Consider the following 16,078-nt stretch of genomic DNA (forward strand, 5'->3'; position numbering starts at 1 on the left):
TTTCATACCTTTGGGAGGTCAAACTAAAATTTTATAATTATGCCTAAAAAAATAACATTAAAAAGGTTTACTATTGCTGCCGTTTCTGTTATTTTTGCAACTTCTTGTAAAAATAATACTGAAACGATGAAAAAGACAGAATATCCAGATATTCAGCCACCTGTGGCGAAGAAAGTTCCTCACAAATTGGAAAAATTTGGTGATGTACGTACCGATGATTATTTTTGGTTGAATCAACGTGAAAACCAAGAAGTTATCGACTATCTGAACGCCGAAAATGAGTATTACCAAAAAATGACGGCTCACACTAAGGATTTTCAAAACTCGCTTTTCGAGGAAATGAAATCCCGAATTAAAGAAGATGATTCGTCCGTACCGTATTTCCGAAACGGATATTGGTACATTACTCGCTACGAAACGGGAAAAGATTACCCTATTTATGCGCGTAAAAAAGGAACTTTGGACGCTCCCGAAGAAATTATGTTCGATTGTAACGAGATGGCAAAAGGACACGCCTATTTCCAACTTGCGGGAATTTCTGTAAGTGATGATAATAAATGGGCTGTTTTTGGTGTGGACACTGTTTCTCGTCGCCAATACGTGTTGCAAATCAAAAACTTAGAAACAGGTGAAATTCTTTCTCAAAAAATTGAAAACACCACAGGTTCAGCAGCTTGGGCAAGTGATAACAAAACGCTATTTTATACCCAAAAGGACCCACAAACCCTTCGTTCTGATAAAATTTATCGTCACGAATTGGGTACAGATACCAAAAAAGATGTACTTATTTTCCACGAAAAAGACGATACTTTCTACACGTATGTATATCGTGAAAAATCAAGAAAATACATCGTTATCGGTTCAGGAAGTACGCTTACATCGGAATATCAAATCCTAAAAGCGGACAATCCAAAGGGCGATTTTAAAGTATTTCAGAAACGTACACGAGGTTTGGAGTACGATATTTCACACTACGGCGATGCTTTCTACATCGTTACCAATAAAGACAATGCAACGAACTTCAAGTTGATGAAAACCGCTGAAAATGCGACTTCTTCCGAGAATTGGAAAGAACTTATTCCGCATCGTGAGGACGTGTTTTTGGAAGGAATCGAAATTTTCAAGAATTTCTTAGTGGTGGAAGAAACGTTCAATGGTTTAAATAGAATTGAAATTCGTCCTTGGAGTGGTGGGCAGTCGTATTATTTGCCTTTCGAAAGTGAAACTTACACGGCATACACTACACAAAATGTTGATTTTGATACAGATGTATTGCGCTACGGATATCAGTCGATGGCGACACCTGCTTCGGTAATTGACTTTAATATGGTTACCAAAGCAAAAACGGTGCTAAAGGAGCAACAAGTTTTGGGTGGAAAATTTGACAAAAATAATTACGTAGAAGAACGAATTTGGGCAACGGCACAAGATGGAACAAAAATTCCAATGTCGATGGTTTATCGCAAGGGAATGAAAAAAGATGGTAAAAATCCGTTGTTGTTGTACGCTTATGGTTCATATGGGCATACGGTAAGTCCGTATTTCTCCTCTTCTCGATTGAGTTTGCTTGATAGAGGTTTCATTTATGTGATTGCTCACATTCGTGGAGGGCAATATTTGGGCAGAAAATGGTATGAAAACGGCAAAATGCTACACAAAAAGAATACATTTACCGATTTTGTTGATTGTTCTAAACATTTGATAGCTGAAAAATATACTTCAAACGAACATTTGTATGCCGAAGGAGGTTCAGCAGGAGGTTTATTGATGGGAGCTGTCGTTAATATGGCTCCGGAGCTTTACAACGGTGTGATTGCTGCAGTTCCGTTTGTTGATGTGATAACTACAATGCTTGATGATACCATTCCTTTAACGACAGGAGAGTATGACGAGTGGGGAAATCCGAATGAAAAAGAGTATTATGATTATATGCTTTCTTATTCGCCTTATGACCAAGTAAAAGCACAAAATTACCCTAATATGTATGTTTCTACGGGATTGCACGACTCGCAAGTACAGTACTGGGAACCAGCTAAATGGGTAGCTAAATTGCGTCAGATGAAAACCAATAATAAATTGCTGTTCCTCGACACGAATATGGATGCAGGACACGGCGGAGCCTCTGGTCGTTTTGAAGCTCTGAAAGAAACCGCCAAAGAATACGCATTTATGCTGGATTTGGAAGGAATAACTAAGTAGAAGTAGTAAGATGTATATTAAAAAGTCTCATTTTGTAAAAAATGAGACTTTTCTTTTTTTATGTAAATAAAATTTCATAAAGAAAATATTTTGAGTAAATTTGTAAAAATATTTTCTGTGGTGTAAAAAATATTAACAGAAAGTTTTTATTTCATAAAATAAGTTTTAGATTTGGGAAAGAATTAAAAAATTTTTATTCTGTGATACGTTCAACAAAAAATGAAATACGAATACTTCTAATAAATAGAAGAACATTTAAGATGCTGATTTGTATTCTTTTATCTGTACTTTTGTGGGTGCTCATTCGGTTGTCGAAAAATTTACAAAGAGAATTTTCTGTTGATATTTCGATTACGAATGTTCCTGAAAATATGTTTTTGAAATCATCTCAAACCCACCAAATTAAAATTCTTGCAGAAGGAAAAGGATATGCTTTATTTAAGTACTATTCTGGTATTCAAGAATTAAGTGTAGATTTTAATGATTTAGAACACATTGAAGGAAAAAAATATAAACTTTCTACAAATATCGCAAATAAGTTAAATTCTTCATATTCATCGGAACTAAAAATACAAAACACATATTCAGATACTATTTACGTCGATTTACAAAAAAAATATACAAAAAAAATACCTGTAGAAGTTGATTTGAATGCTGATTTTCAGAGAGAATACCAGCTTACAGAAATGATTGTTCAGCCAGATTCGGTAATAGTTTCGGGGGCAAAACCTGTTATAGATACATTGAAAACTATCTCAATATCTTTTCCTCTTCAAAAAAATGTAAAATCTTCATTTGAAAAGTCTTATCATTTGAAAAATACAGATTGCGTAAAATTTGACAAGAATAAAATAATCGTTAAAGCAATTGTTGATAAGATGAGCGAGCAACTCATCAAAATACCTGTACAATTGCTTAATATACCTGAAGGAAGCCAAATTAAAATTTTTCCTACAGAGGTAACTATTTTATGTTCAGGTGATTTGAATATACTTAAAAAAATAACTTCAGATGAAATAACTGTAATAGCAGATTATAACAATGTTCAAAATAACAAATATTTACCCTTAACGATTCGGACAAAGTTAAAACGTGTGAAATTATCATTTTTGAATGAAAACAAAGTTGATTTTTTAATTCGTAAGATATGATGGTAGTGGGGCTGACTGGAGGAATTGGTAGTGGAAAAACTACAATTGCTAAAATGTTTGAGAAATTAGGAATTTCTGTTTATATATCAGATCAAGAAGCTCAGAAATTGATAGAAAGTGATGAAAATATTAAAAATAGAATAAAGTCTTCATTTGGAGAATTGGCTTATATCAATGGTAAATACAACAGAAAATATATAGCAGAAATTGTTTTTAAAAACAAAGATAAATTATCTATAATCAATGAGATAGTTCATCCTGAGGTAGCAAAACATTTTTCAGAGTGGAAAACTAAGCAAAATTCACCTTATGTAATCAAGGAGAGTGCAATTTTATTTGAGAGTGGGGCTTATCAAAGTTGTGATTATATCATTACTGTTATAGCTCCTGAGCAAGAACGAATTCGTAGAGTAGTTGAAAGAGATGGAGTTAGCGAAAAATCTGTAAGAGAACGGATAAAAAATCAATGGACAGATGAAAAAAGAATAAGTCTGTCGAACGAAGTTATAAATAATATAAATATTGAAATCTCTTCGTTAAAAGTACAAGAAATACATTCTAAATTAATTAAAAAATTGAGAAAACAATAATTTGGAATTTATTTAAGTTAAAATTTAGTTAAAAAATAAAATTAAGAAAATTTTTGTATTAGTTTTGTACAATGAAAGGTAAGCTAAGTACAATAGTTATTGTTTTGATGAGTATTTCTTTGTTAGGAATTATCATCATTCAGGGGTATTGGATTAAGTCTGCCATTGATGATAGGGAGGAAGCCTTTATGCATTCTGTCCAGCAAGTGTTGAATTCTGTGATTAACGATTTGGAGCAGACCGAGATAAGCAAATATGTTGCTCAAATTGTTGATTTAAAGGAGAAAGATACTACATTAGTCTTGAAAGAATCTTCCCTCAGGGAGTTTATGTATGTTCAAGAAAATAAAAATACAAAGGAAACGTTCATTTACAAACATGGTGTTTTAGAAGAGGATTATAGTTTGCCAACCAGTTCAGGAATAGCAGATTCGCTGTCAATCAAAAATTATATTAGTAGGCAATCAGAGCAACGAATTAGTTTTGGAAAGAACATAGACAATAAAGTTACTCCAAGCGTAGAAACTTACGAAAAGTTTAGTCGTTTGCCAGAAATAGAACGGTTAATGATACAGGAATCTTTCAAGAATATTATTGAAAAATTACCTATTATTGACAGAGTTTCTCATCAGCAGATTAGCTATCTTGTCAATAGAGAAATGAAAAATCGGGGGTTGGATATTGATTTTGAATTTGCAATATATAATCGGAACATATTAACGAATATTCGTTCGAAGTATTTTGACCCTAATGAGATGAATGAATATCGAGCTCCTTTATTTACGGATAGTTCTGGGGATTTAATGTATGAATTGGCTTTGATATTTCCGCAACGTGAGCGGTTTGTGTTTTCATCAGTAATCGGAATAGCTTCATTATCAGTTGTTTTTATGATTATTATTATAGGTGTTTTCACAATTACTCTAAACCAAATGGTTACCCACAGGCGGATATCTCAAATTAAAACGGATTTCATCAATAATATCACGCACGAATTTAAAACACCAATTGCAACTACAAGTTTAGTTCTTGATGCAATCAAAAATCCGATGACAATCAGTAATCCTGATAAAATTTTAACGTATGTTAATATGTTAAAAGATGAAAATAAGAGAATGCATTCACAAGTGGAAAATATTTTACAAATTTCTCGACTTGAAAAAAGGGAACTAAATATTGAAAAAGAACCTTTAGATGTCCATATATTGATAGAAATGGCTATCGGACACGTGCAAATGATGTTGAATGAAAGAAATGGGGTAATTCGCACACATTTGATGGCAGAAAACGCTGATATATCGGCAAATGAGTCACATTTCACAAATGTTCTGATAAATGTAATTGAAAATGCAATAAAATATTCGCCTGAAGCTCCTGAAATTGATATCTATACGGAAAATATCAAGAATAACAAAATTCTCATTCGGGTAAAAGACCAAGGGCAAGGAATGAGCAAACAGGCTGTGCGACAGGTTTTTCATAAATTCTATCGTGAACATACGGGTGATTTACACAACGTTAAAGGACACGGACTAGGACTTGCCTACGTAAAAAGCATAGTGGAAGACCATAACGGAACAATATATGTAGAAAGCGAAAAAGGGAAAGGAAGTACTTTCTTTATACAGCTTTCTGTTATTTAAAAATGTAAATACTAAACTATAAATATTACTAACTTTACTACTGGCTTCTTGAAAAATAGAGCGTAACTTTAAAAAAATAAATAAAATGATGAGTGTAAGTGAAAATTCGTATGATATGAAAACAACAACAACTAACAAAAAAATTCTTTTGGTTGAAGACGACCCCAACTTTGGAACCGTTCTGAGAGATTATTTGGTAATGAGTGGTTTTGATGTCGCTCTTGCCAAAAATGGAATGGAAGGTTTTGACAGATTCAGAAAAGAGCCCTTCGATCTTTGCATACTTGACGTTATGATGCCTTATAAAGACGGATTTACGTTAGCAAAAGAAATTCGTGAGAAAAATGAAAAGATACCAATCATTTTCCTAACTGCACGAACAATGCGTGAAGATGTGTTAAAAGGATATAAAGTAGGAGCTGATGATTATCTGAACAAGCCGTTTGACTCTGAAATTCTTTTGATGAAAATTAGGTCAATGTTACAAAGAAAATCTATTGAAACAGTGGCTGATAGCAAAAAATTTGAGTTTGAAATTGGTGAGTTTTTCTTGAATTCAAAATTGAGATTTTTGAAGTACAAAGATGAAGAACCTGTAAAACTTTCTCCTAAAGAAAATGAATTACTTCGTTTGTTGGCTTTGCACGAAAATGACTTGATGCCTAGAGAGTTAGCTTTGTCTAAAATATGGAAAGATGACAATTACTTTACTTCACGAAGTATGGATGTTTACATTGCTAAATTAAGAAAGTATCTTAAAAAAGATGAAAAAGTTGAAATTCTTAACATACACGGAGAAGGTTTCCGATTGACTACCAATAGGGAGGAAGATAGTTTTGTTTAGAAGGAATTACATTTTTTATAATATTAATTTTTAAGGCTACTTTTCTGAGTAGCCTTTTCTAATTTATGAAGTTAAAATTAAAAGGATATATACTTGCATTTATATCTGCAGCAACCTACGGAATGATTCCGTTATTTATGATACCCATTAAGAAAAGTGATTTTTCTTTGGACGGAGCATTGCTTTATCGTTTTCTGATAGCAAGTGTTTTCATTTTAGGATATTTGTTGTATACTAAGGAGAGTTTAAAAATTACTCTAAGAGAATTATGCACATTTGCCTTTTTGGGACTTTTGTATGCTCTTTCATCTGAATTTTTATTTGCTGCTTACGATTATTTGAGTCCAGGAATAGCTTCTACCATCTTTTTTATGTATCCTGTAATTGTTGCGGTTATTTTAGGAACTTTCTTTAAAGGGAAAATTTCATTACCAACGATTCTTTCTTTATTAATAGTTATTGTGGGGATATTTATCCTAAGTGTTAAAAATATTTCTTCTTTTTCAATTGACTATTTTGGTTTGTTTGTAGCATTTATGGGAGCATTTGTTTATGGAGTGTATATGGTAGTGGTCAATGAAACGCACCTTTCTGCTTCAGGAATTAAGATTGCGTTTTATTCAATGCTTTTTTCAAGTGTTTATTTTTTGGTAAAATCATTAATTTTGGAATCTAAAATTCCTATTCCAGAGGTAACAATGTTCTTTCATTTTACAATTTTCTCATTGATTACAACAGTGTTATCTCTTACAACCTTGATTTACGCTATCCGTTACATAGGGTCTACACCAACGGCAATTATGGGAGCGATTGAACCTGTTATTGCTGTGGGAATTAGTGTTGGATTATTTGCAGAAGAACTTACAGTAACATTAATAGTTGGTGTGGTGCTGATTATCATAGGAGTATTAATAGACATTGTTTTTGGACAAAAAGATAAATAATATAAAAGCAGGACTATCATAAATAATCCTGCTTTTTTATCTAAAAGAAATACTATTCTATGTGAATTGTAAAACTAATATGACTAATGCCAAAACAAACGAAGCCATTAGTACTCCTTTTGCCCTTTCATCACGTCCTAAACGTAGGAAAAGGAAAAATGAGAGTAAGTCAAGAATGCCTCCCAGACCAATCAGAGAACCCAAATATCCTTTTTGATAAGCATCTTGCAGGGTAGTTTCAATGCCATATTTTGAAAAAATAAGAATGTACGACAAAATCCCTAACCCATTGGCAATAAGCCCAACGAGAAAGCCGATGAGAATTTCTTTCTGATGAAACTTCATAAAAAGATTAATTTTTTAAATTTATTTGTTTAGAATAAATCGTGTTCGCTGATGCTTTTATCGTGTTTTGTATAAGCGGTTGGTCTTTTGGCAAAGAAGTCGTCTAATTCATTGCTAAATACTTCTTCTTCAAACCATAACATAGGTTTTGCCTGTTCATTTGTTATACCAAAGGGTTTGCCTAAGCCTAATTGTGTTAGTGAATCATCAAGGCGATAACGCATATAGTTTGCTAAATCCTCTTTGGTGAAAAAATCAATTTCTCCTTCTTCAAAAATCCAATCTAACATTTTGTCTTCCAGAGCGATATAATTTCGAATGAAGTCAGTTGCTTCTTCTTTAGCTCTTTTTTTCATTTCTGGGTTTTCTTCGAATATTTTTCTCAAAATGTATATACCTGCATTAGCGTGTAGTTGCTCATCAACAGAAGTCCAAGCGATGATGTTTGCAACATTCTTCATATATCCCTTGAAACGTGTAAAAGATAAAATAGTTGCAAATTGGCTAAAAAGAGAAGCATTTTCGATAATTAGCGTAAAAAACAAGATGCGTTCCATAGCGTTTTCCTTATTTTTCGCTAAATACTCTTTCAAAACATTATTTCTTTCCTTGAAAATAGGTACTTCGAGTAAATTTTCAAATTCGTTGTTGTATCCAAGTACTTCTAAAAGACGCGAATACGCCTCACTATGACGAAATTCACACTCGGCAAATGTGGCACCCAAGCCGTTGAATTCAGGTTTTGGAAAAAGGTCGTAAAGGTCGCCCCAGAAAGTTTTTACAGAAACTTCCACTTGAGCAATACCAAGTAAAGCACGTTTGACAGCTTCTTTTTCAATGATGGAAAGGTTAGACTTAAAGTCCTGAATATCTGCTGTAAATTCAACTTCTGAATGCACCCAAAATGACCTGTGCATTGCATCTACAAAATCCATAACTTCCGGATATTCAAAAGGTTTGTAGCTTTCACGTTTCTCAAAAATTCCCATAGTACATTTCTTTATTTTCTTGGCGAAGATACGAAGAAATTTTTCCAAAAAACAAATTAGAAAAGAAACAAAATAAAAATGAAATGCCTAACCACAACATTATTAGGGCAAATGACCGATGTTAAAGTTTTGTTATTTTTGTAAACAAAATTTTGAGAATACAAAAACGAAAATAATTGAGGTTAGTTTCTTCATTTTAATATTTAAGTTTATTTTTGCCTTTCAATTTTAGTAAAAGATGGATTTATTCTATATAGTTGATTTAGCTGGAGTTTTTGTATTTGCCATTTCAGGAGCATTGGCAGCACGTGAAAAAAAGTTGGATTTGTTTGGAGTGTTCATCATCGCTTTTGTTACAGGGCTTGGAGGAGGAACGCTTCGTGATGTAATGATGGGAAGGACGCCTGTTTTTTGGATGCAAGCACCGATTTATGTAGGAATGATTTTTGGAGGGACTTTTTTTGCCATTATTTTTCGAAAAAAAATGCATTATTTACGCAAATCTCTCTTGCTTTTTGACACTATTGGAATAGCGTTTTTCTCAATTATAGGAACTGAGATAGCTCTTTCTTTTTCGTACGATTTACATCCAATTATCGTGATTTCGATAGCAGCGATGAGTGCTTGTTTTGGGGGAGTTATTCGAGATATATTATGTAATGAAATCCCGATAATTTTTCATAAGGAGATTTATGCTACTCCTTGTGTTTCAGGAAGTTTGGTTTATTTAGGATTGAGGGAAATTAATCTTTTTGATGATTATATTTCCTCGTTTATTGCGATTGCTTTCATAATTGCTTTTAGGTTATTTGCTATCAAACGTTCGTTGGAACTTCCGAAGATAAATTAGATAAATTAATTCTTAAGTTGAGAATTCATATTTCTTTTTCAATATCTAAATATGTCCATTTTTTATTCAAAGTTTGTTAATTTTTTAAAGCATAATTTTAACTAAAATAAGATTTTTTATTATAATTAAATGATGTTTGTTTTCTAAAATATTATAAAAATACTTATCAATTAACTCAAATAATGTATCTTTGCATCCGAAGTTTCTCTATGTTTTCGACTAACTCATTAAGAAAAAGGAAACTTTGTACTTATTAAACAACAGAATCTAAAATTGTAATAATTTGCACATAAATACTAACTTACTAATTATGAGATACAAAATCATTATTTTATTATTTATGTTTTTTCTGCAAGGCGTTTCTGCACAGGAAAACATCAACACACAACTAAAAGTCAATGATATAGTAAGCCTTTTTTCTGCCAGTTCATTGCAGTGGGCTATTCCTGTTTCATCTTCCGAAAAAGTCAATTTGCAATGGTACGAACGTAAAACCTCGTTTGCCGAGAAGGAAGGTATTCGCACTTTTGTAGGATATGAAGGAGACTTGTTTGTGGCAACTTTATCTATTTCAAAAGATGGAAATAATATATCAGGGGACTTCACTTGGAAAGAAAATGAATGGAAAATAACAACTACTAACGATGGATATCTTTCCACTTATAAGGAACATTCCGAAGGGGAATGCGGAGGTTGCCACAACGGCCATTGTGGTACGCATAGCGATAAAAAACCCCTTCGAGGCCGCTTAACTGCCAGACCAGAAAAAATTATTCGTAAAATCTCTACAGACAATGTGCTACGTGTATTTCGTTTAGCTGTGTTGGTAGACAAACATTATTATAACAGATATTATGGAAGCAAGGATGCTGTAAAAAGTTTTTGGAGTAGGTTAGAAACCAAACTCAATGAACACTATACAAGAGAGATTGGTATTAAATTTCAAATAGTTGATAGAGATGAATTGATTATTAGTGATAGTAAAGAGGCTATTTTTGATGGAAAACGTTCAGCTGCTATTATAGATGGGGCTTCTGCTAAAATAGATGAACTTATTGGTAATGAAAGTTACGATGCCGGAATTGTAATTGCAAGAAATAGTGATACTAGTATAGGTGGGTTAGCCACCGCAGGTTCCATCAGGTCATCCAAATCAAAAGCTCGGGCAATGGCTAATAACGATATGCATATCATTACTCACGAACTCGGACATTTGTTTGGTTCAGTACATACTTTTTCAACAGGTGGGAGTTCGTCGTATATGACCGAACCTGGTAAAGGTCAGTCTATTATGAGCTACGGGCATCCTGTTGACTTTTTTTCGTTACCAAGCATCTATTACATTCGTAAAAAAATATTGGAAATTCAACATAAAGTTGCTGAAATACAAACGACTAATCAAGCTCCTATCATTAACACTTCAAAACTTAAAGAAGAATATATACTTCCGAAAGAGACTTTTTTTCAGTTTACAGTTGATGCAACCGACCCTGATAATGACCCCCTTTTGTATGCGTTTCATCAAGCAGATATAAATCTATCGAATGCTGAATTTGAATCTGAAAAATCTACCAATAAAAATATAAAAGCATTTTATAATCATTGGCAAATAGGAAATTTTGTTAAAAAACAATATAACTTTAGCTCTGGAAAAGCATATACGTTTTGGTTAGGGGTAAATGATACTAAAAATACTTTTGATGAAAGACTCAATCATTCTACTCGCTATGATATGTACGAAACAAAAGTCAAATTTGTAGAAGGGAAGCCTTTTAAAATAACGAATTTTCAGAGCAAAAAGTACAAAACAGGTGAAAAAGTAAACCTTACTTGGCAGGTTGACGATTTATTAAAAGATTACAAAGTACGTGTTTTACTCTCTGATGATTTTGGGCAAACTTTTAAGCATATCTTAGTTCCTGAAACAGAAAATGACGGAAATTGTGATATTATAATGCCTGATACCTCAATAGGAAGAAAAGTTCATTATGAAGCAAATGGAGTTCCAATATTTCATTCTGGTTTGGGACTTATCAAAATTGAAGTCCTCGATCATATCGCTTTTGCCTTAACGGACAACGATATTGCTACAGGAAAGGGAGGTTTTGAGATAGAAGCCTCGGCGATAACTTTTACTAAAACGCCTACAAAATATCTTAAAGTATCTGATGAAAATAATATTCCCAATGAACCAATAGAAGCTGTATCAACTTGTACAGCTAATGGTAGTTCACCATTGACACTTAAAAAAGAGGAAGTAAAAAATGAAAATTTTGTTACCAGAACTTGGATAGCTACGGATGATTGTGGTAATACATCAAGTTTTGTTCAACATATCGAAATTGAAAAGACTACCACGCCACCTCCACCACCAGCTGATTTGGTGTTTACAAAAACTCCTACGGCTTTTCTTTCGGTTTCTTGTGATGCTATTCCAAATGCGGATAATTCGCAGTTTGAAACCAGCGGTTGTAACTCGGTAATTATAACACATCAAGATACCAGAAAAGGAGACAACTGCAATTATACAATAGAAAGAGTTTACACCGCAACAGGTTGTAGCCAAAGTCTTATTTTTACGCAAACTATTTCTGTAAGAGATGATAAAGCTCCTACATTTAATGAATCTTTACCTGCAGATGTTTCTGTGGAAGAAAACAATATTCCAACACAAGAAACGTTAACTGCTACGGACAATTGTTCTGCTAATATTGAAGTTATCAAATCAAAAGAAGAAAGACAGGAAGGAGAAAATAAAGTAATCATTTATAAATGGGAGGCTTCCGATGAATGTGGAAATAAAGTTTTTCACGAACAGAAAGTTACCATTAAAAAATCTTCAAAACCTACACCTCCTACGGGTGGAGTACAACCACCTACAGGAATAGAACCAACGAAAGAGATGATTGTTTACAATGGTGTTTCTACCGAATCTGGTTCGGAGAATTACTTGAAGTTTGAACCTATCGAAAATTATAAAAATCTTCAAATTGAGATTTTTAACGAATTAGGTCAGAAAGTATATGAATCGAAAAACTATCAAAAAAATGGCGAAGTTTTCCGAGGATATGCCAACGTGAAAGGCGTTTTCCGAAAAGGTAAGCGTCTTCCTACAGGAACGTATTTCTATATACTTAAATATCAAGACATTACAGGAAAATCAAATACAAAACAAGGCTATTTGTTTGTAAGATAATTATTAAAATTCCCTTTGCAAAGTTTTACGAAGGGAGTTTTGTTTTTTTACCAAAAATCGAAAAATCTCATACTAAACAATATTACTCGATGAAATACTATATCTATCTCATTTTTAGTTTTATCAGTTTTGGGCAAGTGGCTTTTGCACAAGAAACGATTAAAACTTCAACAAAAGCTATTGATGTAATTCGTTTATTTTCAGTAGGAAATAAGATAGAATGGGCAGTGCCTATATCTAAAAATGAGAAAATTTTATTGCAGTGGGAAGAACGTAACACTTCGTTTACTCAAAGTGAGGGAATTCGTTCGTTTGTGGGGTATCACGATAAAAATTTAGTAGCGGTTATTTCTATTTTGAATGGCACCATTTCGGGAAATATTCGTTGGAAAGACAAAGAAATCGTTTTAAAAACGTCGGAAGATGGTTTTCTAATCTTGTACACCGAAAGTTCTAATCACAAATGCGGTACGTGTGCTAACGGACATTGTCATTCTGATAAGCCTTCCACCAAACGTCCTATACTTCTGTCAGATTCCGACACTCCAACACCTTCCATTCCCAACACAAATGTACTTAGAATCTATCGATTAGCGATGGCAGTTAGTTATGAATATTTTTCGGATACAAGTATCATTGGTTTCAGTAGCAAGGTGGAAGAAGTTAAAAAATTTTGGGCAACCAAAGAAATGGAACTCAATGAGGTATATACGCGTGATTTAGGTATCCGATTTGAAGTTGTAAAGGATGAAAAACTAATTTCGACCCAAAGAGATGAAATTTCTGGCAGAAATGCAGATTATATCATTAACAATGCCACAAGAATAATAAATTCAAAAATAGGTAGCCAAAGTTATGATTTAGGAATATACATAGCCAAAGTTACAGAAGTAGCGGGACTTGCGTATTTAGAAAACGCCTACAAAACCGAAAAGGCTGCGGCGGTGGCTTTGGTCTCTCGTCCCGTTATTATGCACGAAATAGGACATTTGTTTGGGGCAAGACATACTTTCTCCATTACTTCTCCTTCCAGACCTCAAATTGACCCTGCCAGTGATAAAACGGAAATGTCGACAGGACAATCCATAATGTCGTATGGATATCCTCGGGATTTTTTTTCCTTACGAAGCATACAAATGATTCGAGAAAAATTGGTTAACGTACCTTATTTTTCGGATACCAATCGAACTCAAAAAGTAGGTAATCATCCGTCAGTGACTAATTTTCCTTACGGAAAATATATTCAAAATCAACCTCCTACCATTAACAAAACGAAAATAAAAACAAGTTATAAAATTCCGAAAGAGACTTTTTTTCAGTTTTATATTCCTGCTCAAGACCCTGAAAGTAAGTCTTTGTTGTACGCAGCCCATCAGACGGACATTCGTCCAGAACGTCAAGCCTCAAATGCTCGTTTTTTAACACGAAAAGCCACTAGTAGCAACCCTGTTGTATTTCAAACAGAGTATAGTGAAAAAACTCTTAATTTGGTACATAATACGACACCTAATGCTATAGGTAAGTTTACTTTTTGGTTGGGCGTGAGTGATGCTCAATCTCAGCAAACCAGCGAATATATCAGCCAGTATGATATAGCTCAAACCCAAGTAATTATTGAAGAGGGAACACCTTTTAAGATTACTTCTTCAATGAAAAACAATTATAAAGAAGGGGAAGAAGTCCAGCTTACTTGGAGTGTAGATAGCAAGATTTTCGATAAAAATACTAGCAAAGTTCGAATTTTGCTTTCGGACGATTTTGGTAAAACGTTTAAATACACTTTGGCTGCTTCTACGGAAAATGACGGAAATCATACCATAAAACTACCGAATATTTCGGTTAAGACGATTGCTTTTGGAGAACAAAAATGGAATGTAAACGCAGGAATCATAAAAATAGAAGAAATTGATGGAATTGCCTATGCGCTTACCACTTTCGACCCTAAAGTAGGAGGTTTTACAATTACTCGTGACCCTTCTTTACCTGAAATACTTACATTTACAAAAACTCCTGAGGCTTCAATCTCAGTTTCTTGTGAGGCTATTCCGAATGCAGATAACTCACAATTTGCAACTGATGGCTGTGTTTCGGTAAATATTACACATCAAGATACGAAAATAGGAGGTAACTGCAATTATACGATAGAGCGGGTTTACACGGCAACGGGTTGTAACCAAAGTCTTATTTTTACACAAACTATCTCTGTAAGAGATGATAAATCACCTGTATTCAAAGAACCTTTACCAACCAATGTTTCGGTGGAAGAAAGTAAAGTCCCAACACAAGTTGATTTAACGGCTACGGATAATTGTTCCGAAAATATTCAGGTGACCAAGAGTCAAGAAAACAAGGAAGAAAACGGGAACAAGGTAATCATTTACAAATGGGAAGCCTCTGATGATTGTGGAAATAAAGTTACTCACACACAGAAAATTACTGTTATTCCGTCAGAAATCAATTTTGTGGGCGAATTGCCTAAAAATATGACAGTTACTTGCGAAAAGGAAATTCCATCAGTTCCTACATTGAAAGTGTCAGGTAGCTGTAATCCGAAAGTGGTTTATAATGGAGAAACAAAATCGAACGAGAAATGCAAAAATGATTACGTGTTAACACGCTCTTGGATAGCCACTAACGACTGCGGAAAAACTATCACGCATACTCAAATCATTACGATAAAAGATGATGTAAAACCTACATTTTCAGGAACTTTACCAACTGATATTTCTGTGGAAGAAAACAATATTCCAACACAAGTTGATTTAACGGCTACGGACAATTGTTCTGAAAATATTCAAGTAACCAAGAGTCAAGAAAACAAGGAAGAAAACGGGAACAAAGTAATCATTTACAAATGGGAAGCTTCCGATGAATGTGGGAATAAAGTTACTCACGAACAGAAAGTTACCATTAAAAAATCTTCAAAACCTACACCTCCTACGGGTGGAGTACAACCACCTGCAGGGACAGATCTGACCCAAGAAATGATTGTTTACAATGGCGTTTCTACCGAGTCAGGTTCGGAGAATTACTTGAAATTTGAGCCTATTGAGAATTATAAAAATCTTCAAATTGAGATTTTTAACGAATTGGGTCAGAAAGTATATGAGTCGAAAAACTACCAAAAAAATGGTGAAGTTTTCCGAGGATATGCNAANGTNAAAGGAGTTTTCCGAAAAGGTAAGCGTCTTCCTACAGGGACGTATTTCTATGTACTCAAATATCAAAATATTACAGGAAAATCAAACACAAAACAAGGCTATTTGTTTGTAAGATAATTGTTAAAATTCCCTTTGTAAAACTTTTACAAAGGGAGTTTTAGTTTTC

At 33.6% G+C, this 16,078-nt stretch carries 11 protein-coding genes; 9 read left to right on the forward strand and 2 right to left on the reverse strand.

Annotated elements, in window-relative coordinates:
- The first annotated feature begins 39 nt into the window (after nt 1–39).
- The 6 genes from YW9_RS0109625 (at nt 40) to YW9_RS0109650 (ending at nt 7,371) form a co-directional block, all read left to right on the forward strand.
- Nucleotides 40–2,199 (forward strand): S9 family peptidase, encoded by a 2,160-nt coding sequence (locus tag YW9_RS0109625; protein ID WP_018279960.1) that lies wholly within the window; start codon nt 40–42, stop codon nt 2,197–2,199.
- A gap of 260 nt (nt 2,200–2,459) precedes the next feature.
- The gene (locus YW9_RS0109630; protein WP_041996855.1) at nt 2,460–3,350 is read left to right on the forward strand and encodes a YbbR-like domain-containing protein; all 891 of its coding nucleotides are present in this window, start codon (nt 2,460–2,462) and stop codon (nt 3,348–3,350) included.
- Nucleotides 3,347–3,940 carry a dephospho-CoA kinase gene (gene coaE, locus YW9_RS0109635; RefSeq protein ID WP_018279962.1) on the forward strand — a complete coding sequence of 198 codons (594 nt, stop codon included), beginning with the start codon at nt 3,347–3,349 and terminating at the stop codon, nt 3,938–3,940. Before YW9_RS0109630 ends, coaE begins: the two co-directional genes overlap by 4 nt.
- Before the next feature lie 71 nt (nt 3,941–4,011).
- Nucleotides 4,012–5,583, forward strand: coding sequence for a sensor histidine kinase (locus YW9_RS0109640; protein ID WP_018279963.1), 1,572 nt, complete (start codon nt 4,012–4,014; stop codon nt 5,581–5,583).
- An 85-nt stretch (nt 5,584–5,668) separates the two neighbouring features.
- On the forward strand, nt 5,669–6,427 hold the full coding sequence (locus tag YW9_RS0109645; RefSeq protein ID WP_018279964.1) for a response regulator transcription factor: 759 nt from the start codon (nt 5,669–5,671) through the stop codon (nt 6,425–6,427).
- 65 nt (nt 6,428–6,492) lie between these two features.
- A complete protein-coding gene (locus YW9_RS0109650; RefSeq protein WP_018279965.1) occupies nt 6,493–7,371 on the forward strand; it encodes a DMT family transporter in 879 nt (292 codons plus the stop codon).
- A gap of 57 nt (nt 7,372–7,428) precedes the next feature.
- Here YW9_RS0109650 and YW9_RS0109655 read toward each other — a convergent pair whose 3' ends face one another.
- Nucleotides 7,429–7,716 (reverse strand): hypothetical protein, encoded by a 288-nt coding sequence (locus YW9_RS0109655; protein WP_018279966.1) that lies wholly within the window; start codon nt 7,714–7,716, stop codon nt 7,429–7,431.
- A 29-nt stretch (nt 7,717–7,745) separates the two neighbouring features.
- Nucleotides 7,746–8,705, reverse strand: a complete 960-nt coding sequence (locus tag YW9_RS0109660) for a ribonucleotide-diphosphate reductase subunit beta (protein WP_018279967.1) — start codon at nt 8,703–8,705, stop codon at nt 7,746–7,748.
- A gap of 238 nt (nt 8,706–8,943) precedes the next feature.
- Here YW9_RS0109660 and YW9_RS0109670 point away from each other — a divergent pair, with 238 nt between their 5' ends.
- The 3 genes from YW9_RS0109670 to YW9_RS0109680 all read left to right on the forward strand — a co-directional run bounded on the left by YW9_RS0109670 (nt 8,944) and on the right by YW9_RS0109680 (nt 16,029).
- Nucleotides 8,944–9,555, forward strand: a complete 612-nt coding sequence (locus tag YW9_RS0109670; protein WP_018279969.1) for a trimeric intracellular cation channel family protein — start codon at nt 8,944–8,946, stop codon at nt 9,553–9,555.
- Nucleotides 9,556–9,865: 310 nt separating this feature from the next.
- On the forward strand, nt 9,866–12,751 hold the full coding sequence (locus YW9_RS0109675) for a reprolysin-like metallopeptidase (RefSeq protein WP_018279970.1): 2,886 nt from the start codon (nt 9,866–9,868) through the stop codon (nt 12,749–12,751).
- A gap of 89 nt (nt 12,752–12,840) precedes the next feature.
- Nucleotides 12,841–16,029, forward strand: coding sequence for a reprolysin-like metallopeptidase (locus tag YW9_RS0109680; RefSeq protein WP_018279971.1), 3,189 nt, complete (start codon nt 12,841–12,843; stop codon nt 16,027–16,029).
- The last annotated feature ends 49 nt before the right edge of the window (nt 16,030–16,078 follow it).

This window comes from Capnocytophaga cynodegmi DSM 19736, assembly GCF_000379185.1.
Taxonomy (GTDB): domain Bacteria; phylum Bacteroidota; class Bacteroidia; order Flavobacteriales; family Flavobacteriaceae; genus Capnocytophaga; species Capnocytophaga cynodegmi.